This is a genomic window from Luteibacter sp. E-22, assembly GCF_049913125.1.
Taxonomy (GTDB): Bacteria; Pseudomonadota; Gammaproteobacteria; order Xanthomonadales; family Rhodanobacteraceae; genus Luteibacter.
Genome location: NZ_CP183975.1, coordinates 1,027,851 through 1,053,901, shown reverse-complemented (window position 1 = coordinate 1,053,901; position 26,051 = coordinate 1,027,851). Strand labels below are relative to the sequence as shown.

General features: G+C 66.5%; 20 protein-coding genes and 1 riboswitch. Of the genes, 12 read left to right on the top strand and 8 right to left on the bottom strand.

The features are described 5' to 3' along the window. Nucleotides 1–4 precede the first annotated feature (4 nt). Entirely contained in the window at nucleotides 5–1,495 is a 1,491-nt protein-coding gene (locus tag ACN9M2_RS04550; protein ID WP_426286974.1) for a leucyl aminopeptidase, read from the bottom strand. A 98-nt stretch (nucleotides 1,496–1,593) separates the two neighbouring features. Here ACN9M2_RS04550 and lptF point away from each other — a divergent pair, with 98 nt between their 5' ends. The 3 genes from lptF to ACN9M2_RS04535 all read left to right on the top strand — a co-directional run bounded on the left by lptF (nucleotide 1,594) and on the right by ACN9M2_RS04535 (nucleotide 5,200). Further along, on the top strand, nucleotides 1,594–2,697 hold the full coding sequence (lptF, locus tag ACN9M2_RS04545) for an LPS export ABC transporter permease LptF (protein WP_426286973.1): 1,104 nt from the start codon (nucleotides 1,594–1,596) through the stop codon (nucleotides 2,695–2,697). Beyond that, nucleotides 2,697–3,794: an LPS export ABC transporter permease LptG gene (lptG, locus tag ACN9M2_RS04540; protein WP_426286972.1), complete on the top strand. Its 1,098-nt coding sequence runs from the start codon at nucleotides 2,697–2,699 to the stop codon at nucleotides 3,792–3,794. The genes lptF and lptG overlap by 1 nt, the downstream gene beginning before the upstream one ends. A gap of 89 nt (nucleotides 3,795–3,883) precedes the next feature. Beyond that, on the top strand, nucleotides 3,884–5,200 hold the full coding sequence (locus ACN9M2_RS04535; protein WP_426286971.1) for a hypothetical protein: 1,317 nt from the start codon (nucleotides 3,884–3,886) through the stop codon (nucleotides 5,198–5,200). Nucleotides 5,201–5,305: 105 nt separating this feature from the next. Here the strand turns inward: ACN9M2_RS04535 and ACN9M2_RS04530 are convergent, their stop codons facing one another. Continuing rightward, on the bottom strand, nucleotides 5,306–8,812 hold the full coding sequence (locus ACN9M2_RS04530) for an ATP-binding protein (protein WP_426286970.1): 3,507 nt from the start codon (nucleotides 8,810–8,812) through the stop codon (nucleotides 5,306–5,308). A gap of 113 nt (nucleotides 8,813–8,925) precedes the next feature. Between ACN9M2_RS04530 and ACN9M2_RS04525 the strand changes: the two genes are divergently transcribed. The 5 genes from ACN9M2_RS04525 to ACN9M2_RS04505 all read left to right on the top strand — a co-directional run bounded on the left by ACN9M2_RS04525 (nucleotide 8,926) and on the right by ACN9M2_RS04505 (nucleotide 13,585). Next, a complete protein-coding gene (locus ACN9M2_RS04525; RefSeq protein ID WP_426286969.1) occupies nucleotides 8,926–10,380 on the top strand; it encodes a GTPase in 1,455 nt (484 codons plus the stop codon). Nucleotides 10,381–10,482: 102 nt separating this feature from the next. Then, nucleotides 10,483–11,106 carry a YceI family protein gene (locus ACN9M2_RS04520; RefSeq protein WP_426286968.1) on the top strand — a complete coding sequence of 208 codons (624 nt, stop codon included), beginning with the start codon at nucleotides 10,483–10,485 and terminating at the stop codon, nucleotides 11,104–11,106. Then, the gene (locus tag ACN9M2_RS04515; protein ID WP_426286967.1) at nucleotides 11,090–11,674 is read left to right on the top strand and encodes a cytochrome b; all 585 of its coding nucleotides are present in this window, start codon (nucleotides 11,090–11,092) and stop codon (nucleotides 11,672–11,674) included. The genes ACN9M2_RS04520 and ACN9M2_RS04515 overlap by 17 nt, the downstream gene beginning before the upstream one ends. Beyond that, nucleotides 11,671–12,231 carry a YceI family protein gene (locus tag ACN9M2_RS04510; RefSeq protein ID WP_426286966.1) on the top strand — a complete coding sequence of 187 codons (561 nt, stop codon included), beginning with the start codon at nucleotides 11,671–11,673 and terminating at the stop codon, nucleotides 12,229–12,231. Before ACN9M2_RS04515 ends, ACN9M2_RS04510 begins: the two co-directional genes overlap by 4 nt. Nucleotides 12,232–12,238: 7 nt before the next feature. After that, a complete protein-coding gene (locus ACN9M2_RS04505) occupies nucleotides 12,239–13,585 on the top strand; it encodes a DUF697 domain-containing protein (protein ID WP_426286965.1) in 1,347 nt (448 codons plus the stop codon). A gap of 128 nt (nucleotides 13,586–13,713) precedes the next feature. Here ACN9M2_RS04505 and ACN9M2_RS04500 read toward each other — a convergent pair whose 3' ends face one another. After that, nucleotides 13,714–13,938, bottom strand: coding sequence for a glutaredoxin family protein (locus ACN9M2_RS04500; RefSeq protein ID WP_426286964.1), 225 nt, complete (start codon nucleotides 13,936–13,938; stop codon nucleotides 13,714–13,716). A gap of 73 nt (nucleotides 13,939–14,011) precedes the next feature. Here ACN9M2_RS04500 and ACN9M2_RS04495 point away from each other — a divergent pair, with 73 nt between their 5' ends. Beyond that, the gene (locus ACN9M2_RS04495) at nucleotides 14,012–15,394 is read left to right on the top strand and encodes an L-serine ammonia-lyase (RefSeq protein ID WP_426286963.1); all 1,383 of its coding nucleotides are present in this window, start codon (nucleotides 14,012–14,014) and stop codon (nucleotides 15,392–15,394) included. Nucleotides 15,395–15,433: 39 nt separating this feature from the next. Here the strand turns inward: ACN9M2_RS04495 and ACN9M2_RS04490 are convergent, their stop codons facing one another. Further along, complete coding sequence (locus ACN9M2_RS04490) at nucleotides 15,434–15,814, bottom strand: hypothetical protein (RefSeq protein WP_371022255.1); 381 nt, start codon at nucleotides 15,812–15,814, stop codon at nucleotides 15,434–15,436. A 160-nt stretch (nucleotides 15,815–15,974) separates the two neighbouring features. Here ACN9M2_RS04490 and ACN9M2_RS04485 point away from each other — a divergent pair, with 160 nt between their 5' ends. Further along, nucleotides 15,975–17,645 carry an APC family permease gene (locus ACN9M2_RS04485; RefSeq protein WP_426286962.1) on the top strand — a complete coding sequence of 557 codons (1,671 nt, stop codon included), beginning with the start codon at nucleotides 15,975–15,977 and terminating at the stop codon, nucleotides 17,643–17,645. A 198-nt stretch (nucleotides 17,646–17,843) separates the two neighbouring features. On the opposite strand, the gene ACN9M2_RS04480 is transcribed toward ACN9M2_RS04485, so the two are convergent. The 3 genes from ACN9M2_RS04480 to metX are packed head-to-tail and all read right to left on the bottom strand — an operon-like array spanning nucleotide 17,844 to nucleotide 21,142. Further along, nucleotides 17,844–18,911: a homoserine dehydrogenase gene (locus ACN9M2_RS04480; RefSeq protein ID WP_426286961.1), complete on the bottom strand. Its 1,068-nt coding sequence runs from the start codon at nucleotides 18,909–18,911 to the stop codon at nucleotides 17,844–17,846. Further along, nucleotides 18,908–20,101, bottom strand: a complete 1,194-nt coding sequence (gene metB, locus ACN9M2_RS04475; protein WP_426286960.1) for a cystathionine gamma-synthase — start codon at nucleotides 20,099–20,101, stop codon at nucleotides 18,908–18,910. Before metB ends, ACN9M2_RS04480 begins: the two co-directional genes overlap by 4 nt. Before the next feature lie 3 nt (nucleotides 20,102–20,104). Further along, the gene (gene metX, locus ACN9M2_RS04470; protein ID WP_426286959.1) at nucleotides 20,105–21,142 is read right to left on the bottom strand and encodes a homoserine O-succinyltransferase MetX; all 1,038 of its coding nucleotides are present in this window, start codon (nucleotides 21,140–21,142) and stop codon (nucleotides 20,105–20,107) included. A 91-nt stretch (nucleotides 21,143–21,233) separates the two neighbouring features. Beyond that, a riboswitch (SAM riboswitch) is annotated at nucleotides 21,234–21,346 on the bottom strand. 230 nt (nucleotides 21,347–21,576) lie between these two features. Here metX and ACN9M2_RS04465 point away from each other — a divergent pair. Together ACN9M2_RS04465 and ACN9M2_RS04460 are read left to right on the top strand one after the other, a co-directional pair. Beyond that, nucleotides 21,577–22,590, top strand: coding sequence for a cysteine synthase A (locus ACN9M2_RS04465; protein WP_426286958.1), 1,014 nt, complete (start codon nucleotides 21,577–21,579; stop codon nucleotides 22,588–22,590). Nucleotides 22,591–22,655: 65 nt separating this feature from the next. Continuing rightward, nucleotides 22,656–24,257 (top strand): peptide chain release factor 3, encoded by a 1,602-nt coding sequence (locus ACN9M2_RS04460; protein WP_426286957.1) that lies wholly within the window; start codon nucleotides 22,656–22,658, stop codon nucleotides 24,255–24,257. 25 nt (nucleotides 24,258–24,282) lie between these two features. On the opposite strand, the gene ACN9M2_RS04455 is transcribed toward ACN9M2_RS04460, so the two are convergent. Beyond that, a complete protein-coding gene (locus tag ACN9M2_RS04455; protein ID WP_426286956.1) occupies nucleotides 24,283–25,941 on the bottom strand; it encodes an FAD-dependent oxidoreductase in 1,659 nt (552 codons plus the stop codon). Nucleotides 25,942–26,051 lie beyond the last annotated feature (110 nt).

The window sequence follows — 26,051 nt, the reverse complement described above, 5'->3', positions numbered from 1 at the left end:
GGAATCAGCCGGCGGCGACGCGGTCGAGCAGCCATTGGGTCAGGAGCGGCACGGGGCGACCCGTGGCCATGCCCTTGCGACCCTCGTCCCAGGCGGTGCCGGCGATATCCAGGTGGGCCCAGCGGCGCCCTTCGGTGAAGCGGGCGAGGAAGCAACCGGCCGTGATCGCACCGGCGTACTTGCCGCCGATATTGGCCACGTCGGCGAAACCGGATTCGAGCTGGCTCTGGTAGTCGTCCCACAACGGCAGGCGCCACGCGCGATCGAGCGTGGCCTCGCCCGCGGCGAGCAACTCCGCGGAGAGCGTCTCGTCCTTGGTCATCAGGCCGCTGGCGTGCTTGCCCAGGGCGACGACGCAGGCGCCGGTCAGGGTGGCGGCGTCGATGATGGTGTGGGGATCGAAGCGCTTGCCCGTGTAGGTGAGCGCGTCGCAGAGGATCAGCCGGCCTTCGGCATCCGTGTTCAGCACCTCGATGGTGATCCCCGAGAGGCTGGTGAGGACGTCACCCGGGCGATAGGCGGCGCCGTCCGGCATGTTTTCCACCGCCGGAACCACGCAGACGAGGTTCACCGGCAGCTTGAGCTTCACGGCCGCAACGAAGGCGCCGAGCACGCCGGCCGCGCCGCACATGTCGAACTTCATCTCCTCCATGCCCGGGCCGGGCTTGAGGCTGACGCCGCCGGTGTCGAAGGTGATGCCCTTGCCGACGAAGGCGTAGGGCTTCTCGCCCTCCTTGCCCCCGTTCCACTGCAGGATGACGAGGCGCGGCGCGTTCGCCGAGCCACGCGCTACGGCGAGCAGGGAGCCGAAGCCCTCGCGCTCCATGTCGGCGCGGTCGAGCGCCTCGAAGCTGACGCCCTCGTGGGCATCGGCGAAGGCGCGCGCCTGATCGGCTATGTAGTCGGGGTTGCAGATGTTCGGCGGAAGGTTGCCCAGCTCGCGGGCGTAACGCACGCCCTCGGCGATGGCGCGGGCCTCGGCGAGACCAGCCTCGCCTTCGGCGGGACCGACCAGGGTGACCGAGGCCAGTTCCGGCGGCGCCTTGTCGCGCGGCTTCAGCGTGGCGGTATAGCGATAGGCGGCATGGTCGGTGACCAGGGCGGCGACACGCAGGCGCCACGCTGCGTCGCGGCCGGGCACGTCGATCTCGGGCAGCCAGCTGACGGCTTCCGTGACGGGCAAGCGCCCTATCGCCCGGGCGGCTTCCTGGGTGACCCGCTGGTAGCGGGCGGCATCGAAGGATTTCTGGGCGCCGAGGCCCAGGATGAGCACGCGGGCGGCGGCCACGCCCGCCGGCTGCAGCAGGGTCACGACGTTGCCGACCTTGCCCGTGACGTCCCCGGCCTCGAGCAGGCGCTTGATGGCACCGTTGGCGGCGGTGTCGATCCGCGCCGCGGCGCTGGTCAGGACACCGTTCTCGTAGACGCCGACCACCGCCACCGGGGTAGCGGTCGACTCCGGAGCGTTGGAACCGAGGCTGAACTGAACCGTCATAGCTTACTGTCCTGCGAAAGCCCGCCGGGGGTCCGGACAGGCTAGACTTATGGTTTGCCGGCCGGGACTGACGCGGCACGAACCGCCAATTCTATCAAATGCTCAGCATCCTCGACCGTTATTTCCTGCGCGAACTTGCCTACGGGGTGCTCGCGACGGCCATCGTGCTGCTGGTGATCTTCGCCGGCGGCGCGTTCGCGACCGTGTTGCAGAAGGTAGCCAACGGCAGCATCCAGCCCAGCGTGATGTTCGAGGTGCTGGGCCTGCAGATGGTCGACCTGCTTTCCACCCTGCTGCCCATGTCGGCCTTCCTCGGCACCCTGATCGCCCTGGGCCGCATGTACCGCGAGAGCGAGATGCACGTGCTGGCCTCCTCGGGCATGGGCCCACGCGGCATGCTCCGCCCGGTCACCCTGCTGGCCGTGCTCTCCACCATCGTGGTGGGCCTGGTCTCGCTCTGGCTGGGCCCGCTGTCGGCACGCACGGCCGACCAGGTCATCGCCGCGGCGAACAAATCCGTGATCGCCGCCGGCCTCGACGCCGGCCGCTTCACCGAACTGCCCGGCAAGGGCGGCATCATCTTCGTCGACACGCTGAGCCGCGACGGCACCGTGCTGGGCAAGACCTTCCTGGCCACCGACCGCACGGACAGCGAAGGCCGTCCACAGGTCCGCGTGATAAGTGCCAAGAGTGGCCGCATGTACCAGGAAAGCGACGGCCAGAACCGCTTCCTCGCGCTCTACGACGGCTGGCAGTTCGAGATCCCCCTTGCCGGCGATAACTGGCGGCGGATGAAATACGAACGCAACGATGCATCGCTCTCCTCCATCTCGGACGATGACGACGACACCGATCCGGCCCACGAGTCGGCGACGACCGACCTGTTCAAGGACATCACGCCGGAGAACCTCGGCGAACTCGTCTCGCGCTTCGCCGCACCGGTCAGCACCCTGGTGCTGATGATGATGGTGTTGCCGATGTCACGGCAGGCACCGCGCGACGCCCGCTACGGCCGGTTGCTGATCGCCGTGCTTGCGTACTTCCTGTATGTGGTGTGGCAGTTGATCGCGCGCGCGCAGATCATCAAGGGCCACCTGCACACCTCCGCACCCATCTGGATACTGCACGCCATCGTCTTCGGCGTGGCGGCCTGGTATTTCTGGCGACAGAACAGCGCCCGGCGCGTGAAGGGAGCCCACTGATGGCCACGCTGACCGTGAAGCGCGCCGACCGGCTGATCGGCGCCAGCGTCCTCGGTACCCTGCTTCTCGTCTGGCTGGTACTGACCGGTTTCGATGCGCTCACGCAGTTCGTCCGCCAGCTGGGCAATATCGGCAAGAACGGCTTCACGCTGTACGACGCCATCGCGTACATCATGCTCACGGTGCCGCGGCGTCTGTATCAGATGTTCAGCAACGCGGCATTGATCGGCGGCCTTCTCGGGTTGGGCGGCCTCGCCGCCACGGGAGAACTGACCGCATTGCGCGCCGCGGGCATGTCGAAGCTGCGCATCGCCGCCTCCGCGGCGGGCGTGATCGCCGTGCTCACCATCGGCGTCGTCATCATGGGCGAGACCGCCGGACCCTATGGCGACCAGCACGCCCAGGCGATCCAGGTGCGCATGCGTTCGAGCAACCTGGGTTCCACGAGCAGTGGCCTGTGGGCGCGCGACGACGGCAAGATCATCAACGCAAAGTCGGCCATCGCCACGCAGGACGGCGATCGCACTACGGTGAAGCTGGTCGACGTCCGCGTTTACACCTTCACGCCGGACGGCCAGGTGCGCGTGTTCTCGCACGGCGACAGCGCCATCCACGATGGCAACCGCTGGGTGATGACCAATGTGCGCACCACCACGCTCGACGCCCAGGGCACGCATTCTTCCCATGAAGACACGCAGACCTGGGCTTCGCGCCTGAATCCGCACGTGCTCGAACAATCGGTGATCCATCCCGAATACCTCTCGATGGCCGACCTGCGCCGAAACATGCGATATCTCGAGGCCAATGGGCAGAATCCTGGCGCCTACGCCGTGGCCTTCTGGGGACGCGCCCTGTTCGCGGTGAACACGCTAGTGCTGGTGCTGTGCGCCATGCCGTTCGCGTTCGGCTCGCTCCGTTCGGGCGGCTTGGGCAAGCGCCTCTTCATCGGCATCATCCTCGCGATCGGCTGGTACTTCCTGCAAGGCGCCATGGTCAACTTCGGCACCGTATACGGCATGCCGCCGCTGTTGGCGAACCTGTTGCCGACGACATTGCTGGTCGTGGGCGCTCTCGCCTATTTCCGGCGATTCGGCTAGCCACCTACAACCGATGACGTATAGACGCGGCACGCCACCGCGCCGCCTACTATTCCCTGTGCACACGTCTGCAGCACAAGGAGATCATCATGAAAGGAAGCGACAGGGCCGCTATCCCGGGTGAAACCGACATGTCGTTCGGCGCGAACGGCAAGGTCGTGCTGACGGGCACGAGCAGCGCATCGTTATACTCGAATGGGACCGAGTTCGCGGTGTCGCCGGAGCCCGTCTATATCGCGCCGCACCAGCTTGCCCTCGGCCTCGACGGCCGCCTTCTTCCGGCCTTCACCCTCAATCTGGGCGCGATAAGTCCGATACAAAGGGCTGCAATGGCACGACTCACGGCCGATGGCCATCCTGACCCTTCCTTCCAGGCCGGCGCTTTTGTCTGGCACGGCGAGGTGGCCAAGGCTTTCGGCGTGCAAGCGTTCGAACGGGTCGGAAACTCGACCCTTTTCTGCGCGGAGATCAACTCGCGCACGCCAGAAGCAGGTTTCGCGATCGTCGCCATTAACGACGATGGAGCGCTCGATACCCGTTTCGGTCATAACGGAGCCGTGCTGTTCATCAAGGGCGATGCCTTACCTTTCTTCATCGGTCTGGACATCGTATCCGCGGACGATTCCCATATCCTGCTCGCAGCGAGCATTTCATCGGATTTCGGCCTGGAGCCGGTGCTTATCCGGCTCACGTCCGACGGCGCATTCGACACGAGCTTCAACGATTCAGGAATCCTTCGGTTAGGCGCGGACTTTCCGGAAGCCGCCCTGGCCGGGCGATTGATGGCTGTACGCCAGGAAGAATTCATCGTGGTATGTCCCCGCGCCGGGAACCGGGCCCGCCGCTACTCATTCGACAGTGGCGAGCCCGATCTCTCGTTTGGCGACAACGGAGTGGCCAACCTTGCCTATCCCGATGGGGGACCCATCGACTCGACACGCCTGATCGCCATGAATATGGACAGCAAAGGCCATCTATGGTTCGCAGGCGAGTGGACCGATAAGAGCGGCGATGTCTTCACCTATCAACACGGCCTGCTCGTATCGACGGATAAGGACGGCCGTCCCATGCCTTTGTTCGGAACAAACGGATTCCAGACGTTGAAGAAGGATCAGGCCAACTTCAGTTTGTCCTACGCTGCGCTCGACGATGCTGGCAGAGTGTTGTTCGGGGGACGGCGGATGTCGGTCAACGTGGATCGCTGGTGGGGGGTAGTCGGCCGGACGTTGCCTTCCGGAGAACTGGATGTCGACTTCGGAAAGATTGGAATCGTCGACGTTGCCCAGATCGGCAGCGTAATTGACGCTTTTCCCGAGTTTGCGTACCAGCCGGCGAAAGGACGTTTACTCTCGTATTACATGGATGCGCTAGAGAACGAAACCACGATCCGCGCATTCGTGACCTGAACCAGGTTTCTCCAGGGCACCCGCCGGGCGGCCCGGATTGAAGCAAGCACCCATCGCCGACAAGGTCGGCTCCCACCAGGGGGCTCCAACCGGAGGAAGAAACCATTACTGCATCGTGGCGGCCGATGCATGGCAGACACTCTCCAGCACAGCGTCCAGGTCGTCGCCCGTCATGGGTTTGCGCAACAAGGCATCCATGCCCGCCTCGCGGATCGCCGCCAGTTCGTCGCCGGCGGAACGCGCCGTGACGGCGATGATCGGCAGCCCATCCAGGTGTTCCATGCGGCGGACGAGGCGCGCCACCTGGAAGCCGTCGACTACCGGCAAGTCCAGGTCGAGCAACATCGCGTCGAAGCCGCCGCGCGACAGTTCCGTCATGGCGGCAAGTCCGTCGGCGACCGCCGTGACCACATGGCCGCGCCGGCCCAGCAAGCCGGCTATCACCTCGCTGACGAGGGCATCGTCCTCGACCAGGAGCAGCCGTTTCCCTGTGAAGGCGAACGACGGGACGGGGCTGCCAGCGTGCCCCTCGCACGTACACGCCTCGAACGGCAGTTGCACGACGAAGGAACTTCCCCGCCCTGGCTCGCTGCTCACACGGATGGTGCCGCCCATCAGGATGCAGAGCTCGTGGCAGATCGCAAGGCCCAGCCCGCATCCCTGGGCGCGCTGCGGTGACCCGCCCTGCTCGAACCGGGAAAATACCCGCGAGCACAGAGCCGCCGACATGCCCGGGCCCGTGTCGTTCACCGTCATGACGAGGGTTCCGCCATCGCGTCCCATGTGCAATGACACTCCACCGCGCTCGGTGAATTTCACCGCGTTGTTCACGAGATTCTGAAGGATCTGACGAAGACGGATCGCATCGCCGCGAATGGCCTCGGGCACGCCCGCATCGAGCGCCGATGAGAGGGTCAGGCCTTTCTCCCCCGCGCTGCCGGCCGCCAATGCGACCACTTCCTCGCTGATGGCGCGTAGCGAGACACATTCCGACTCGAGAACCAAGCGGCGCGACTCGATGCGGGTGATGTCCAGCGCATCGTTGACCAACCGCAACAAGGTAGCCCCCGAGCGGCGGACCGCCTCGACATAGCTTCGCTGGGTATCGTCGAGTGGGGTTCTCGCCATCAATTCGGCCATGCCGAGCACGCCGGTCATCGGCGTACGGATCTCATGGCCGAGCGTCGCCATGAAATCGGTCTTTGCCGCGTTCGCCTCTTCAGCGAGGCGTTTCTGTTGTTCGGCAAGCTTGAGCCGCATGGCCTGGCGCACACGCCGGCGCGTACTGATGACAATGGCGAGGGTGACACCACCCAAGGCGACCGCGTAGGCGAGCCATGCCCACCATCGAAACCACGGCGGCGCATCGACCATGATCGTCAGTGGCTCGGGAAGCGATCCATTCACTTCGTCGCGTCCCGAGCCGGAGATCACCAGCCGATAGATGCCCGCACGGAGCGGGCCGAAGTTACGCTCGCCATCCTTGCCCGTGCGCAACACCGTCGTACCGCCATCGTGCTGGAGGGTGAAAACCAGGTGGTTACGATCCGGATTGACATAGGAAAGGGCACGCGCCCGTACGATCAGTTCGCGATCGTTCCAGGCAAGGCGCAATGATCCGTTTTCGACCGGCACGACCTGGCGAACGCCGCCTCGCGACACCGTGGCACCGAGCACGGCGATGGCGGGCGCCCGTATGTGGTCGCGCTGACGATCGGGCCTGAATCCCACGAGGCCCCCGAGGGTGGCACCGTACATCGTGCCGTCATCGAGTAGCACGGTGGTCGCGTTGGTGAATTCGCCGCTGGCCAATCCGTCGGCAAGGCCGAACGGACGAAAGTTGCCGCCGGCCGGATCGAAACGCCAAACCCCCGTGTGACCATACAACCAGATGCGGCCAACGACGTCGCGGCGAACGTTGAGGATATCCGACGAGGGGAATCCGTCCGCGCCACCGACATGACGATCGCGTTGTGCTCGCCGGCCGTCCCAGCGGTAGTGTTCCAATGCATCCGGGCGTACGACCCAGAAGCCGTCCTCCTCGGGCTCGAAGGCATTGATCCGGCCGGGCGCGACACCCTCGATGAAGCGCATGTCGCCCGAACCGTGGTCGAGTCGTGCGAGACCGGCCAGGCTGGCCTGCCAGAGCTCGCCACCGACGATCTCGATCTGGCGTGTGTCGGCCGCGCCGCGCCGCGACTCGACGAAAGGAACCGCGATGGCCTGGGTGAGCTTCGTGTCGAGCGCGAAGAGGCCCTGGCCCAGCGAGGCGACATAGACGGTTCCGTCGTTACCCGCGACTATCGCCGTCACGGGCCGGTCGACGCTTCCCCGCAACAATGGCTGCGCGCGCCCACGCCGCGCGAGCGACAGGCCGTCCACCGTCCCGATCAGCAGGCCGCGCGATACCTCGAGCAACGATTGCACGCGTACCGGCTCGATATCGAACCCTTCATCGGTACGCCCCGTGGCGGGATTGAAACGACGGATCCAGCCGCGCAGGCCGCCGACCCACAGTTGCGTGCTTCCGTGCGCGGCCACGGCCGTGACCGAACGGCCAGGAAAACTGAAGCGATCGGTAGCGACATGAGCAAAGCGGGTGAAGTCTTCCCAGGCCGGCCCGAGGTAAGCCAGCCCACCATCGCTCAGGGCGAACCACAGGCCATGTTCCCGATCCTCCAGCATGCCGCGCACGCTACGTCCGGGTAGTCCCCCGGATGCGGTCCAGGAGCCCGGTACGGTGTGCAGGCGCCCGTAGCGATCGAGCATCGACAAACCATCCACGCCCGCAAGCCATAAGCTGCCGTGGCTGTCGACAAGGGAGGCATAGGCGGTTGACACCGGGAGGCGGCGGTCGCGGCGCAACTGACCGTCGTGGGACAGGCGGTAAAGGCCTCGTTCGGTAGCGAAGCGTAACTCCGCCGCGTGGCCGTCGATCCGCAGCACGCGTGGATGGCTTCCATCTTCGAAGGGCACGCGGTCGATCCGACCGGACGCATCGACGACATCCACGCCACCGTCCGAACCGATCCATACACGACCGTCGTCAGACGCGTGGACGGCACGAATCGATGCCGACGATGGTCCATCGGCGCCCGCATAACGATGTTCGAAGGCACTGCCGTCGGCCTGCATATGGGCGAGACCACCACCCGTTCCGATCCAGATCGAACCGTCGCGCGCCTGCGCGATGGCGCGAACGTCATTGTCGGCCAGGCTATCGTGCCACTGCACGAAACCGCCGCTTGCGGGATCGTAGCGCCCAAGTCCGATTTCGGGTCCGCCGATCCAGAGGCGATCGGCGGAATCCACCAGCAGGGCCACGACGCCACCGGTGGGTAACGGGTGGGTGAAGTCCGGACCGATGCCCGGGGTGGTGAATTCGACGCCATCGAAACGGGACAGGCCAACCGACGTGCCCACCCAGATGAAACCCCGGGCGTCCTGGGCTACGGCCTGGACCTTGCTGCTTGGCAGGCCTTCATGCAATCCGTAGCTGCGGAACTGCGGCGTGGGGACCGGCGGCATGGTGGCCGCCTGGGCGGTGAGAGGGGCCGCGATCACGAAGATCGTGGCCACGAGGATCCATCTCGTGATGAGCGTGTGATGCATACGCAGGTTCCCGGTACGAGCCCGATGATGCCACGCCAGCAACGGAGGCAAAATGGGCAGACCCTGGCTGAGGGTGTAGGCGCGCGCCTACTCGCTACTCGTAGAATGGGGGGATGTCCCGCCGACTCCGCCTCCTTGTCGCAACTATCGGCCTCGTCGCCGTCGTCTGGCTGCTGCTGGCGGCACTCGACCGAGCCCTCGCGCTGGCCCAGCGTTTCATGGGGTTGCCCGAGGGTTTGCGCTGGGTGGTTGGCGGATTTCTGGTCGCTCTGGCGGTCCTCGGCGCGGTCCTCGCCGCGTGGTGGCTGCGCCCTCGCAGGCCACGCTCGCCCGTCGTCGCGCCGGACCGGGCGTCACTCGAGGCGCGTATCGCCCGGCTGCGCGAAACCGATGACGGCGTTGAGGAACTTCGTAGCGAGCTGGGCGAACTCGACCGCCGCCGCGAGACCGCGCACGTCTATGTCGCGGTATTCGGCGAGATATCCACCGGCAAATCGACCCTGATCGCGGCGCTGGTACCGGGCGCCTCGCCATCCAGCGACGTGCTCGGGGGAACCACGAGGGAGATCGCGCATTACGAGGGGGACACACCGGCTGGCGAACGCTGGACGATCGCCGATGTGCCCGGTTCCGCCGAGGCGGACGGTGAATCGCGCGAACGGCTGGCCCGGCACGAAGCGCTGCGCGCGCACGCCGTGGTCTACGTCTGCGCAGGCGATCTTACCCGCACCCAGGCGGACGAATTGCGCTGGCTGGGCGACTTCGGCAAGCCATTGCTGCTCGCGGTGAACAAGGCCGACCAATGGGTGCCGGCGGAGCGCGAGCGCATCCTGGCCCGCGTTCGCGAACAGGCCGCCGGCATACCGGACGCCGTGGTCGCGATCAGTGCCGGTGGAGAGGAACGCTTCACACGGCGCCTCCCCGATGGCGGTACCGAGGATGTCACGCGAAGGCGCGCCGCCGATGTGCAGCCGCTGCTCGATGCGCTGCGCCGTCTCCTGGCACCGGGTGCGGCCGCGCTGGAGGCGCTCCGCGAAAACGCGGTACTCGCCGGCCTGCACGAACGGACGACGGAACAGGAAGCCGCGTACCGCGCCGTGGAGTCGGAGCGCATCGTCCATCGGTATGCGCGACGCGCCATCGTCGGCGCGATGGCCGCTGTCGCGCCGGGGAGCGATCTGGTCATCCAGGGCGTCCTGGCCACGGGCATGGTTCGCGCCCTGGCCGACCTCCACGGCGTCCGCGTGACCGATGTCGAGATCGACAATCTCCTGCGCCAGGTTCGCATGACCTTGCGCACCGGCACCTCGGTGGTGCTCGCCGTGGCGGGCAACGCCATGAAGGCTTTTCCTGGCCTGGGCACGCTTGGCGGCGGTGTCTTGCACGCTTTTGCCTACGCGCTCATTTTCGACAGCTTCGGACGCGCCCTGGCGGCGACGCTTGCGGAGCGGCGCACGCTGGACCAGGCCGATGCGGGCGAGCGGATGCGCGAACTGCTTGCCGACGCCGGGACGTCGCGCCTGCGCCGCCTCGCTGAATTGACCGGCGAAGCCTTGCGGGATCGCTGAGTGAACGATCCGTTCGCGCCAACCGGGCTGACAAGGCCGCGCGGCTCGGCCACACTCTTCCCATTGGCCGCGCGGCGGCCCCACGGCAGCAGGCTACCCCGCATGCGTCTCGCCCGTTTCATCCTGCCTTTCGCACTGGCCGCCGTACCATTCGTGGCCCACGCGGAAGCCGTCACGTATCGGATCGATCCGGTGCACAGCCAGGTCGTCTTCAATGTCGACCATAATGGCTTTTCACGATCGTTCGGCCGGTTGCGCATCGCGAACGGCACGATCGTGTTCGACCGCGACGACTGGTCGAAATCATCGGTCGACGCCACCATCGATCTGGCCTCCGTGGACATGGGCGACAGCGATTGGGACAAGGCGGTGCGCGGGTCCAGCCTGCTCGACGCCGACCGCGCCGCCACCGCGCGGTACGTCAGCGAATCCGTGGAGAAACGAAACGACGACGAAGGCGTCGTGCATGGCAAGCTCACCCTGCGCGGCACGACGTTGCCGCTGGACATTCCGTTCCGGGTGAACCGCATCGGCAAGACGATCTACGGCCTGCACACCGTCGCCGGCTTCTCGGCCCAGGTCATCCTCGACCGCACCACCTACGGCATGACCTCCAACCGCAACTCGATCGGCACCGGCGTATCGGTATGGCTGGAGATCGAAGGCATCCGTGGCGGTGAATCCGCCGACCAAAGCAAGGAAACGAACCATGCCGCTGCGCAGTGATCACACCCGCTGGAGTCCCGTCGCCAAGGCCTTCCACTGGACGATGGCCTTGTTGATCCTGGGCAACGGCGCGTTCGCCTTCTGGATGGATGGCCTCAAGCCATCGCTGAACAAGATCAACATGTTCGCGCTGCACAAGTCGATCGGCCTGACCGTCCTGGCGCTGTTCCTGCTGCGCGTGCTCTGGCGCACGATCGACCGACGTCCGCACGACGAGCCCGCACCTGCCTGGCAGAAGGTCGCCGCGCACACGGTGCACGGCTTCCTGTATCTCCTGATCGTTGCCATCCCGTTGACCGGCTGGGCGTACAATTCAGCGCACGGCTATCCCTTGCAGTACTTCAAGCAGTTCAACCTGCCGGCCTTGCTGGAGAAGAACGAAGCACTGTCCAACGTCCTCGGTACGGTGCACGAATACCTGTTCTGGTTCCTGCTCCTCGTGCTCGTCGCCCACGTCGGTGGCGCGCTCAAGCACCACATCGTCGACCGCGACGATACCCTCCGCCGCATGTTGCCGTTCGGCCGTGTAAAGCGAAACAACCCCACCCTCCCCGGAGATGCCCCATGAACCCGACGATCCGCCGCCTGTCCACGCTCGGCCTCGCGCTGGCCTTGCCTTTCGCCGCTTCCGCCGCGGACTACAAGGTCGGCCCCGGCAGCACGCTCGGCTTTAGTGGCAAGTTCCAGGGCCAGCAGTTCGATGGCAGCTTCGAGAAGTTCGACGCCGCGATCAGTTACGATCCGGCGGACCTCGCCGCGTCGAAGTTCGACGTGAGCGTCGACGTCGCCACCGCCAGGACCGGCGACAACGACCGCGATGGCGCATTGCCCGGAAGCGACTTCTTCGATGCATCGAAATTCCCGAAGGCGCACTACGTCACCACGGGCTTCAGCAAGGATGCCAAGGGCAACGTCATCGCCAATGGCAACCTCACCCTGCACGGCGTCACCAAGCCGGTGGCGCTGAAGGTCGCTTTTTCGCCGAACGCCGGCGGCGCGCGGCTTTCGGTCACGGGCACGATGAACCGCCTCGACTTCGGTGTCGGCAGCGGCGATTACAAGGACACCAGCACCATCGCCAACGAGGTGCTGGTCAACGGCTCGCTGAACCTGCTGCCGAAGTAAGCGGCCCATGACGGGCTGGCGCGAACGCCTTCGGGACATCGCCGGTCGCTTCCGCAGGGGCGGTGACACGGCGGCGTCCGCCACGGACGACCGGGGCGGCGCGATGGCCGCCAGCCTTCGTGGCCTGCTTGAGGACCCCTCGATACCGTCCACTGTCCGCGAGGCGATGGCCGCCGACTTCCAGCGCGTCGAGCGCATGCTCGACCGCCTGGAGAACGAGGAATTGCACGTGGCCGTCTTCGGTCGCGTATCCGCCGGCAAATCGGCGCTGGGCAACGCCTTGCTCGGCCGCGATGCGTTCGAGGTGGGCGTGCTCCACGGCACCACCACCGAGGCCGATGCGGCGCGCCTGGACGAAGCGGCCAGTGCGGGCCTCGTGCTGATCGATACGCCGGGGATCAACGAACTCGGCGGCGAAGCACGCGAGAAACTCGCTTTCGAGGTCGCCGAGGTGAGTGACCTGATCGTCTTCGTCGCCGATGGCGACCTCACCCGCGAGGAGCGTGACGCGCTGCGCACGCTGGCCTCCACGCGCCGGCCGCTCCTGATCGCGCTCAACAAGGCCGACCGCTACAGCGACGACGAACGGGAAGGCCTGCTCGAACGGCTCCGCCAGCATGCCGCGGGCCTGGTCCGGCGAGAGGATGTCATCACCGTGACGGCGCGGCCCGCCCCACGCGATATCGTGGAAGTGGACGCCACGGGCAAGGAGCGACATCTCAGTGAGCCGCGCGCCGCCGACGTGGCGGCGTTGAAAGCGCGCCTGCTCGCCATCGCCGAACGCGAAGGCAAGACACTGTCGGCGATCAACGCCGGACTGTTCGCCGGCCGGCTGACCGACCAGGTCAGCGAGCGTATCGCCGCGACCCGGCGGGATGTCGCCTCCGGTGTCATCCGCCAATACTGCATCGCCAAGGCCGTCGCCGTGGCGTTGAATCCCGTGCCGGTGGCCGACCTGTTGCTCGCTGGCGGATTGGATGCAGCCATGGTCGTGCAACTCGGGCGCGTCTATGGGCTGCCCCTGACCCGAAGCGAATCGGGACGACTGGTCGTCGTCATCACCACCCAGCTGGCCGCCCTGATGGGCGCGGTTTGGGGCGTGCAACTGGTCTCGTCGGCGTTGAAGGGCTTGAGCGGGGGCTTGTCCGTGGTGGTCACCGCGGCCGCCCAGGGCGCACTGGGCTGGTACGCCACGGTGCTGATCGGCCGCGCGGCCGAGCACTATCTCGTCACCGGGAAATCCTGGGGCGAACACGGTGTCAAGCGCGCCGTGGCCGACATCGTCGCCGGCCTCGACCGGGATTCGATCCTGCGCGAAGCGCGCGAGGAAATTTTGCGGCGGCTGCGCAAGTAGGCATCGCCGGCAGGGTCGGTTCCCACCGGAAGCGGGCTTCGGGCGGAACTTGCAACGGCTTGGCGGGAGCCGACTCTGTCGGCGATGGGTGCTTGCCCTGATCTGGTGGGAGCCGACTTGTCGGCGATTCAGCCCGCGAAACGCCGCGCCGCCTCCACACCGAACGGCCACTCCAGTTCCACCCCGTCGTCCCTCCGTAGCACTGGAACCCGTGCGCCATAACGCGCTTCCAGCTCCTCGTCGTCATCGATCCACACGGAAACGAAATCCGGAAACCGAGCCTCCGCCAGTACCGCCAGGGCCTGGTCGCAGAGATGGCAATCGTCGCGCTGGAACAGGGTGAAGTGGGACATGCGCCGGTGTATGGGGTCGTCGGGCCTCGCAGCGTAGAATAGCGGGCTCCCCATAGCCAATCCTCCCGCAGCCATGGCAGTCAGCGTCTTCGACCTCTTCAAGATCGGTATCGGCCCGTCTTCGTCCCACACCGTGGGGCCGATGCGCGCTGGGGCGCGTTTCGTCGAGCATTGGCTGGAGGAAAAAGGCGTGCTGGATCGCGTAGCCCGCGTCCGCTGCGAGCTGTTCGGCTCCCTGGCGATGACCGGCCGCGGCCACGGCACCGACAAGGCCGTCCTGCTGGGCCTGGAGGGCGAGTGGCCCGACCGGGTCGATCCGGACACGATCCCGGCGACACTCGAGCGCATCCGCAGTGGCAAGCGCATCCGCATCCTCGGTCGCCACGAGATCGCCTTCGACGAGAAGGCCGACCTCGTATTCAACAAGCGGCAGAAGCTCCCGTTCCACACCAACGGCATGCGGTTCTCGGCCTACGATGCCGAGGGCAACGAGCTGGCCACGCGCGACTACTACTCCGTCGGTGGCGGTTTCGTGGTGAATCCGGACGAAGCGGCGGAAGACCGCATCGTGGCGGACACCAGCGAGCAACCGTTCCCGTTCTCCTCCGGCGACCAGTTGCTGGCGCTGTGCAAGGAACACGGCCTCACGATCGCGCAGCTGATGATGCGCAACGAAAGCATCTGGCGTCCCGAAGCGGAGACCCGTGCCGGCCTGCTCAGGATATGGAAAGCGATGCAGGACTGCGTGGAGCGTGGCCTGCGCTCCCCCGGCGTCCTGCCGGGTGGGCTGAAGGTCAACCGCCGCGCCCCCACGATGGCCGCCGAACTTCGCGCGCAGCCGGAAGCCGCGCTGCGTGACCCACTCACCATCCTCGACTGGGTCAACCTCTACGCGCTCGCGGTGAACGAAGAAAACGCCGCCGGCGGCAGCGTGGTCACCGCGCCGACCAACGGCGCCGCGGGCATCGTTCCCGCCGTGCTGCACTACTACCGGCGCTTCTGTCCGGGCGCCAACGAGGACGGCGTGGTCGAGTTCCTGCTCACCGCGGGCGCCATCGGCATCCTCTACAAGGAAAATGCCTCGATCTCCGGCGCCGAGGTGGGCTGTCAGGGCGAGGTGGGCGTCGCTTGCTCGATGGCCGCCGGTGGCCTCACCGCGGCGTTGGGCGGCACCGTGACCCAGGTGGAGAACGCCGCCGAGATCGGCATGGAGCACAATCTCGGCCTCACCTGCGACCCCATCGGCGGCCTGGTGCAGATTCCCTGCATCGAACGCAATGCGATGGGCGCGGTGAAGGCGATCAACGCCAGCCGCATGGCGCTGAAGGCGGATGGCAAGCACCATGTGTCGCTCGACAAGGTGATCGCCACCATGCGCGACACCGGTCGCGACATGAAGGACAAATACAAGGAAACCTCGCGAGGCGGCCTGGCGGTGAACGTCATCGAGTGCTGACCGCGCCATCGCGGACCCTGTCCGCGACTGCGATGAACCTCAGCGCGACGGGCACAGCCTCGGCAGGCGGTCGACCGTCTCGACCCGTACCGGCTGGTCCTCGCCCCACCAGTTGGCCACCGCCGTATAACAGATGCGCAGCTTCCCCCGGCGGGTGTCGAAGCGTTGCTTGCTCGTGTACGCGAAGCACGAAACCGATGCCAGGTGGCCTAGTTCGCGCATCGCGATGGCGCAGCGCCGCACGGCTTCCACGGGGTCTTCACCGGGATACAAAGTGAAGTAAAAACCCTTGGCGGTGCGGTCGTAGGACTCCGAATCGATCAGCCGGCCCTTGTCGCTCCATTGCTCGGCGGCTGCGGCAACGCCGCATGCCGTCATGGCAACGAACAACATGGTGCTGGCGACCGCCTTCGAACGCATCCGAACCCCTTGATCCCTACCGCGTCGGCCAGTGTATATCGACGCGGTGCCGGTTGGGGTACGGCCATCACTGGCTGACAGGGAGGTCCCGGGCTGTCATCATCCGGCCCTTGTGCCGCCCTGGGCCGGGGTCCACCCGTCCCGTCCGACCGGAGTCACCATGTCCCATAGCGCTATTCGCCGCGACGTCGGCGCCTTTGCCCTCATGCTTACCGGCCTGGGCTCGATCATCGGCTCAGGCTGGTTGTTCGGTGCCTGGCACGCCGCCCAGCTGGCCGGCCCCGGTGCCGTCTACGCCTGGATCATCGGCGCCGTCATCATCCTTTTCATCGCGATCACCTACGCGGAACTGGGAGCGATGTTCCCGGAATCCGGCGGCATGGTCCGCTACGGCCACTATTCGCACGGGTCGCTGGTCGGCTTCATCGCCGGCTGGGCGAACTGGATCGCCATCGTCTCGGTGATCCCCGTGGAAGCCGAGGCTTCGGTGCAGTACATGGCTTCGTGGCCGTGGGAATGGGCCGCGTGGACCAAGGGCCTGTACGTGGTCACCAACGGCCACGGCGAACTCACGCCGCCCGGCCTGGCCATCGCCGTCGTGCTGGTGCTGGTCTATTTCTTCCTCAATTTCTGGAGCGTGAAGCTGTTCGCCAAGAGCAACACGGCGATCACCGTCTTCAAGCTCGTCGTCCCGGCGGCCACCGGTGTCGCCCTGATCGCGACCAGCTACAACCCGGGCAACTTCGACATCGGCGCGCATGGCGGCACGCACGCGATCGACATCTCGTCGATCCTCACCGCCGTGGCCATCTCGGGCATCGTCTTCAGCTTCAACGGTTTCCAGAGCCCCGTGAACCTCGCCGGCGAAGCGCGCAATCCGGGCCGCAACGTGCCGCTCGCGGTGATCGGTTCGATCCTGCTGGCCACCGTCGTGTACGTGTTGCTGCAGGTGGCCTTCATCGGCGCGGTTCCGCCCGACCAGCTCGGCAACGGCTGGGCCGGCCTCGAATACGCGTCGCCGTTCGCACAGCTCGCCACCGCGCTGATGATCAACTGGATGGCCATCCTCCTTTACGCCGATGCCTTCGTCAGCCCGAGCGGTACCGGCGCCACCTACACCGCCACCACTGCGCGCATGATCTACGCGATGGAACGCAACGGCCAGTTGCCGAAGATCTTCGGTCACATCCATCCGCGCTTCGGTATCCCGCGCCCGGCGATGTGGCTGAACCTCGTGGTGAGCTTCATCTTCCTGTTCTTCTTCCGCGGCTGGGGCACGCTGGCGGCGGTGATCTCGGTGTCGACGATCATCTCGTACCTCACCGGCCCGGTGAGCGTGATGACGCTGCGTCGCACCGCCCCGGAACTGAAACGCCCGCTGCGCATCCCCGGCCTGTCGGTACTGGCCCCGCTGGCCTTCATCTTCGCCACCGAACTGCTCTACTGGGCGAAGTGGCCGCTCACGGGCGAGATCATCCTGTTGATGGTCGTCGCCCTGCCCATCTATTTCTATTACACCGCCAAGAGCGGCTGGGAAGACTTCCGCCGGCACCTCAAGGGCGCCTGGTGGCTGATCGTCTACCTGCCGGTGATCGCGCTGGTCTCCTACGCGGGCAGCAAGACCTTCGGCGGCCACGACTACATTCCCTACGGCTACGATCTCGCCGTGGTCGCCGTGCTGGGCGCGATCTTCTACTTCTGGGGCATCGCCACGGGCTGGCGCACGCCGATGGTGGAAGCGGCGCGCTTCCACCACGACGAGCTGGAGCCGGGCGAGCCGGACCTTCCGCCAAGCGCGGACGAGGCCGAGAAGATCGTCGGCCACCGGTAAGGAAAAAACCGCCCTCCGGGGCGGTTTTTTTTTGTTGCCGGTGGGAGCCGACTTGTCGGCGACAGGGTGCTCGCCTCAAACCCTTGTGGGAGCCGACTTGTCGGCGATGGGTGCTCGCCTCGGCCTGGCCCGCTGCCGCGGGATCGCCGACAAGGTCGGCTCCCACAAGGTCTCGCCTCACGGGCGGGGCATCGATTCCTATAGCGCGAGCACATCGCCAAGCAACGCCTGGGCCGTGATCTCCGGCCCCGCTCCCGGTCCCTGGATGACCAGCGGCGTCGCGTGATAGCGGGTGGTCGTCAGAGCGAACTGGTTATCGGTGCCCGACAACCGCGAGGCCGGGTGGTCATGGCCAACCTCGACCAACCCGACACGCGCACGGCCGCGCTGGTTCAGCCGCGCCAGGTAGCGCAGCACCTTGCCGTTCGCACGGGCTTGCGCGTGGCGTTCACGCAAGGGCTCGTCCAGTTCTTCCAGCCGGTCGAGGAACGCCTTTGTGTCGACGCCACGCAGCGCTTCCGGCACGAGGCTTTCCACTTCCACTTCATCGCTGCCGAGGGCGAAGCCCGCGTTGCGCGCGATGATCAGCAGCTTGCGCGCCACGTCTTCGCCGGAGAGGTCCGAACGCGGATCGGGCTCGGTGAACCCCAACCGCCGCGCATCGCGCAACAGCGACGAGAACGGGCGGCTGCCGTCGTACTGGTTGAACAACCACGATAGCGAGCCTGAGAAGACGCCTTCGAGGGTGAGCAGGCTGTCCCCACAAAGGCGTAGCCGTCGCAAGGTCGAAAGCACGGGCAGGCCCGCGCCCACGGTGGCGGCATCGCCGTAGACGGTGCCGCTGGCCGTCGCGCTTTGCAGCGCACGCCAGCCCGACAGATGCCCGCCGGCCAGGGCCTTGTTCGCGGTGACCACGTGGTACCCGGCGGCGAGCCATTCCGCATGGCGGCCCGCTTCGATGGCACACGCCGTGGCATCGACCACCACTTTCTTCGCGGCTCCGACCGCATCGAGCGCGGCAAGCAGCGGCGCGTTGTCACGTCCTTCCCGCCCCTTGGCCAGCCGCTCCGCCACCTCGCCGGGCGTGACGCCATCGGCCAGCACGTGCTGGCGCCGGGAGTTCGCCGCCGCCACCAGGCGTAACGAACGCGCCGCGGGCGTACCGAGCAAGGTGAGCAAGGCGTGGCCGACCACGCCGGTTCCGAGGAGCACGATGGCGGTACGCGGCGCGGCCTCCGCCAGCGGGGCGATCGCCACCGCGCTCATGCGCCAACCTTTCGTTTGGACGCCACCGAGGCCACCGCGGCGGCGCGTGCCAGGCCGGCTTCGATGTCGGCGATGAGGTCGTCGCCGTCCTCGATACCGATCGACAGGCGCAGGAGGCTATCGGAGATGCCGGCGACACGTCGTGCTTCCGGCGCCATGGACGCGTGAGTCATGGTGGCCGGGTGCGCCACCAGGCTTTCCACGCCGCCGAGGGATTCGGCCAGCGAGAAGAAACGCAAGCCGTCGACGAAGGCCTCGATGGCATCGGTGCCACCGTCCAGTTCGAAGCTCAGCATCGCGCCGAAACCGCCTTGCTGGCGCTGCGCCAGCGCATGGCCCGGGTGCGAGGCCAGGCCGGGGTAATACACCCGCTGCACGGCCTCGTGGGTATCGAGGCATGCGGCGACGCGATGCGCGTTCTCCTCATGCGCCCGCAAGCGCACGGCGAGCGTGCGCACGCCGCGCAGCGTGAGGTAACTGTCGAACGGCGAGCCGGTCAGCCCATTGCAATTGCCCCACCATTTCAGCTGTTCGGCGACGGCCTGGTCGGCGGCGATCACCGCGCCACCGACGACGTCGCTATGGCCGTTGATGTACTTCGTGGTCGAGTGAACGACGAGGTCGGCACCGAGCTTCAGCGGCTGCTGCAAGGCGGGCGAGAGAAAGGTGTTGTCGACCACCACGAGCGCACCCACGGCGTGTGCCGCCTGTGCGACGTGGCGCACGTCGGTGATCCGCAGCAACGGGTTCGACGGTGTTTCGATCCATACCAGTGAAGGCTTGGCGGCAAGGCCCTCCGCAAGTGCGGTGGGGTCGGTGAAATCGACGAAGCGCACGCTGAAGCGACCCTTGGCCGCCCAAGCGTCGAGCAGGCGCCAGGTACCGCCGTAGCAGTCGTGCGCGGCAAGCACCAGCGATCCAGCGGGAACCAGTTCGAGCGCGAGCGCCACCGCCGACATGCCGCTACCGGTAACGACGGCGCCTGCACCCTCTTCCAGTTCGGTGAGTGCATCGGCGAGCAGGTCGCGGGTGGGATTGCCACTGCGTGAATAGTCATAGGCACGCTTGCGGCCGAAACCGTCGAACGAATAATTCGTGGACAGGTGCAGGGGCGGTACCACCGCACCGTGCTGCGTATCGGATTCGATGCCGGCGCGCACGGCGCGGGTACAAAGACGGGAATCGGTCATGGCTTAGCGGTCTCCGCGACAGTCGTTGAGTGCGTGACGCAGCACGGGAGCGAGCTGCACGGTTTCTTTCAGGAAGGCGTCGTGGCCATAGGGGGAATCCACGACTTCAAGGGTGGCGGTACCGCCGAGGCGACGCTGCAATTCACACAGGTCGGCCAGCGGAACGAGACGATCCGACGGAAAGCCCACGAGCGTGGTCGGCGTGGAAACGCATTCCGGCGAGATGTCGTGCAAGTCGATCGACTCGGACAGCGCGAGGAAGCGTTCCGCTTCGAACCGTTCGACAAAACGCCGGCCGGCGTGTTCCAGGTAGTCTTCCACCGGAAAATGAAAGCGGCCGTCGCGCAACTCGGGGCCCGCGGCGAAGCGGCGCGAAAACTCCTCGCTGCCGCGATATGTGGTCATCGCCAGCTGCCGGGCCAGCGCCAGCGCCTCGTCGGTACGGCCCGAGGCGATGCCCAGCCGCACGATGCCGCGCTGCACCGAACGCTGCGCCGTCGCCAGCGGGTGCGGGCGGTGCGCGCCGGCGAGCAGCACCAGCGATTTCAACTTTTCCGGATACAGGGCCGCGAAGGCGAGGCCGGTCATCGCGCCATACGACGAACCGACGAAGGCGTGTACGCGGCCGATGCCGAGTTCGTCGACGAGCGCGGCCAGCGCCCCGGCCTGGTCTTCACTGGAGACCGAGGCGACGTTGCCCAGATCCTCCGGCACCAGCCAGTCGATCGAGAGCACGCGGCATTCCGCGAGATCGATCGCGGCGCCCTGCCCCACCAACTCCTGCCACCAGCCGGCGGCACGTTCACGGCCGGCGCAGACATCGCGATCGGCCGAGATGCCACCCTGCACGATCACCGTCGGCGCATGCGGCGCACCGCACCAGAGGTAGCGCACGTCCACCGCGACCGTGTCGCTGCCGTACTTCGGCGTGAAGGACACGCGGCGGGTGCCACGCTGCTCGGTGAGATCGGCCGCGCAACGCGGCGCGGCGGGGACGGCCGCTTCGGGGAGGGAGATCACTTTGAGGGGCTCAGCTGACATGTCCGGGTTCCTGCATTCGGGATCGAGCCCTGCGGATACCGTGTACGGACTGTCGGCGTGGCGGGTGCGCAAGAACGCGCCCGGAACGGACATCCCATCTATCGGCTGACGTGAAACACGCCCCGCAGGAGTTGGCACCGTCGCGGAAATCCGCAGGTTGCCCCGGCTTCAAAGGGCCTGTCCCTCAGCCGGTCTCGATGAGTGGAGCCGACGATACGCCTCGATATGGTGGGTGTCAACAGCCGTTTAGACGTCCAGATGTCCATACTTCCATTTCCCTGTAATCGGACTGGTGAGAGCGGGCCCTGTCGGCGATGGGTGTTTGCCGGGGCCTGGCCCGCTGCCGCGGGATCGCCGACAAGGCCGGCTCCCGCCAGGGCGGCTCCCACACGAGGGCGGAGCGGCGCCCCGGCCGGGCGGGTTACCATCCGGCCATGCCTATCCAGACCTCCTTTGCCGCCGCCATCGGCCGGACGCCACTCCTTCGCCTGCGCCACGCCTCGGACGCTACCGGTTGCGAGATCCTGGCCAAGGCCGAGTTCCTGAACCCAGGCGGCTCGGTGAAGGACCGCACCGCCCTGGGCCTGCTCGACGATGCCGAGCGGCGCGGCCTGGTCCGGCCGGGGTGCGTCCTGGTGGAAGGCACGGCCGGCAATACCGGGATCGGCCTGGCCCTGCTCGGCGCCAGCCGCGGCTATGCCACGCTGATCGTCATGCCCGATACCCAGAGCCGGGAGAAGATCGACGCCCTGCGGGTCACCGGCGCCGAAGTGCGACTGGTTCCCGCCGCTCCCTTCAAGGACCCGGGGCATTACGTGCACGTCGCCCGGGCCCTGGCCGAGAAGATGAACGAGCAGGCGCCGGGTAGCGCGTGGTTCGCCAACCAGTTCGACAACACGGCCAACCGTGACTGGCATGAAGCCCATACGGGGCCTGAGATCTGGGAACAAACCGGCGGCAAGGTGGACGGCTTCGTCTGCGCCGCGGGCACGGGAGGCACCCTGGCCGGCGTGGGCCGCGCCCTGAAGGCCCGGCGGCCGGATATCCGCATCGCCCTGGCCGATCCCGGCGGTTCGGCGCTGGCGGCTTTCGTCAACACCGGCGAACTGGTCGCCGAAGGCACCTCGATCAGCGAGGGCATCGGCAGCAGCCGGATCACGGCCAACTTCGCCGACGCCCCGGTCGACCTGGCCTGGACGATCCCGGACACCGAGTCGGTACCGGTCCTGCACGACCTTCTCCAGCGTGAAGGCTACTGCGTGGGCGGCTCCAGCGGCGTCAACGTGGCCGGCGCGATCCGCCTTGCGCGGGAACTCGGCCCGGGCCACACCATCGTCACCGTGCTCTGCGACGGGGGAATGCGCTACCAGGCCAAGCTGTTCAATCCGTCCTTCCTGCGCGGGAAGGGTATCCCGGTGCCGGAATGGCTGGACCGGGCGTTCCCCTAGCCCCGGCTCCCCCAAACCGTCCCTGATAGAATGGGGGGTTAGCCAGAATCAGCGACCCGAGAACGATGTCCTCACACCTCACCGAAACCCGCCGTCGGCGCAGCTTCGCCATCGTCAGCCATCCCGACGCCGGCAAGACCACGTTGACCGAAAAGCTCCTCCTGTTCGGCGGCGCCATCCAGATGGCCGGTTCGGTGAAGAGCCGCAAGGCCGCGCGCCACGCCACTTCCGACTGGATGGCGCTGGAAAAGGAACGCGGCATCTCGGTCACCTCCTCGGTGATGCAGTTCCCGTACAACGACGCCATCGTCAACCTGCTGGACACCCCCGGCCATGCCGACTTCTCCGAGGACACCTACCGCGTGCTCACGGCGGTCGACTCGGCGCTGATGGTCATCGACTGCGCCAAGGGCGTCGAGGAACGCACGATCAAGCTGATGGAGGTCTGCCGGCTGCGCGATACGCCGATCATGACCTTCATCAACAAACTGGACCGTGAAGGCCGCTCGCCGATCGAGTTGCTCGACGAGGTCGAATCGGTGCTCGGCATCGCCTGCGCGCCGCTCACCTGGCCCATCGGCATGGGTTCACGCCTGAAAGGCGTCTACCACGTGCTGCTGGACGAAGTGCATGTCTTCGAGCCGGGCAAGAATTTCACGCGCCAGGATTCCACCATCTTCAAGGGCCTCGATCATCCGGACCTCGCCGGCCGCATCGGCCAGGCCGCGCTGGACGAACTGCGTGACGAACTCGAGCTCGTGCTGGGCGCGTCCAATCCGTTCGACGTCGAGGCCTATCTCGCCGGCAAGCAGACCCCCGTGTTCTTCGGCTCCGCCGTGAACAACTTCGGCGTGCAGCTGCTGCTCGATTTCTTCGTCGAGCATGCGCCGTCGCCGCGACCGCGTGAAACCCTCACGCGCGAGGTGGAACCCGAGGAAGAAAAGCTCACGGGCTTCGTGTTCAAGATCCAGGCGAACATGGACCCGGCGCACCGCGACCGTGTCGCTTTCATGCGCGTTTGCTCGGGCACCTATACCGCCGGGATGAAGATGCAGCAGACGCGCACGGGCAAGGAAGTGCGTATCGCCAATGCGCTCACATTCATGGCTTCCGACCGCGAGATCGTCGAGCGCGCCTTTCCCGGCGATGTCATCGGCCTGCATAACCACGGCACGATCACCATCGGCGACACCTTCACCGAAGGCGAACCGCTGTCGTTCACCGGCATTCCCAACTTCGCGCCGGAACTGTTCCGCCGTGCGCGGCTGCGCGACCCGATGAAGATGAAAGCGCTTCAAAAAGGACTCGCCCAGCTGTCGGAAGAAGGCGCCACGCAGTTCTTCCGTCCGCTGATGTCCAACGACCTCATCCTCGGCGCGGTGGGCGTGCTGCAGTTCGACGTCGTGGCCTATCGCCTGAAAGACGAATACAACGTCGATGCCACGTTCGAACAGGTAGGGGTCGCCACGGCACGCTGGATTCATTGCGACGACGCCAAGAAGCTCGAGGAATTCCGCGAGAAGAATGCCGGCAACCTCGCCATCGACGGCGCGGGCGAACTGGTTTACCTCGCGCCGACCCGCGTCAACCTGCAGCTGGCGCAGGAACGCTGGCCGGCGGTGCGCTTCTCGGCCACGCGCGAGCACGCGTCCGCGGTCGAAGTCTGAGCTCGCCTCCCGGCAAACCCGACGGTCAGACGGGAGACGGGTTAAGGAACCGGTGGATCGCCTGCACGACCACCGAGCCCTCTCCCACGCTGGACGCCACGCGCTTGATCGAACCCGAGCGCACGTCACCCACCGCGAACACACCGCGCAAGGTCGTCGCGAACGGTGAAGGCGTGGCGTAACCGTCGGCGTCGCGTCCGGTCAGCACGAAGCCCTTGCGGTCGACGTCGAGGCATCCGTCGAGCCAACTCGTGTTCGGTTCGGCACCGATCATCACGAACAGGCTGCCCGCCTTGATCCGCGTCTGCGTCCCGTCCACACATTTCCAGCCTACTTCCCGCAGGTAGGCATCGCCGTCGAGGTGGTCGATCTGGCAGCGCGTGTGCAGGGTGATCCGCGGCGATTGCGCGATGCGCTGCACGAGGTAGTCCGACATGGTGGCGGCGAGACCGTCGCCACGCACGAGGATATGCACATGGGCCACCGTGCGCGCCAGGAACACCGCCGCCTGCCCCGCGCTATTGCCGCCGCCCACCACCACCACGTCCTCGCCGGCGCAAAGCGTGGCTTCCATCGCCGTGGCGGCGTAGTGGATACCCTGGCCTTCGAAGCGTTCGTAGTCCACGTGGTCGAGTTTGCGATAGCGCGCACCGGTGGCGACCACGACCGCGCGGGCGGCCACCGACGTGCCGTCGTCCAGCAACAGGCGGTAGGGGTGCCTGGAGCAATCCATGCCTTGTACCGAGCGCGCTATCGCCATGTGCGCGCCGAACTTCATCGCCTGCACCTGCGCACGCCCGGCCAGCGCCTGGCCCGAGATGCCGGTGGGAAAGCCGAGGTAGTTTTCGATCTTCGAGCTGGTGCCGGCCTGACCGCCTGGCGCAAGCGCCTCGAGCACGAGGGTATCCAGCCCTTCGGACGCCGCGTACACCGCCGCGGCCAGGCCAGCCGGGCCCGCGCCGATCACGGCCACGTCGTGCACGTGATCGCTGTCCAGCACGATGGTGATGCCTAGTTCATCGGCCAGCTCGGAGGTGGTCGGGCAACGCATCACGCGGCGGTCCGGCATGATCACGACCGGGCATTCCGAAGGGTGCAAGCCGAATCCATCGATCAGGTGCCGGGCATCTTCATCGATGTCGGTGTCGAGCAAGCGGTAGGGATAGCCGTTGCGGATCAGGAAGCTGCGCAGGCGCACGGTATCGGCCGCATGCGCGGAGCCGGCCAGCGTCACCCCGCCCTGCCCGCTCTGGATCAGGCCCACGCGGCGCAGGATGAAGGCGCGCATGATGATCTCGCCGATGTCCGGCTCTCCCGAGACCAGCTTGCGGAAGCTCGGCGGATCGACGCGGACCAGGCGCGTATCGGAGCCGGTCCGGCCGTTCACCATGATCTGCCGCTCGCTGAACAAGTCCACCTCGCCGGTGAACTGATTCGGCCCATGGACGGTGAAGACGTTCGGATGACCGTCTTCACCGATGTCGTAGACCTCGATGCAACCGTCGATCACGAAGAAATAATCGATCCGCCGGTCGCCCCGCCGGAACAGCACCGTACCCGCCGGCACGACTTCCTCCACCCCGTACTTCACCAGGCGCGCCGCCATCTCCTCATTGAGATGGGGAAACGTTTGCTCGCGCCGGTTCGTCGGGCTGGAAGGGTCGTTTTCGGAGGGGATGGCCATCGCGTGAATTCCAGGTCCGGGCGTACCCGCCCATGGCCGCGACCTTAATGGAAGCGGCGTTGCACTATCTTGTATCGGAGCACCATCATGCCTGCGTAGACTGCGTGCGC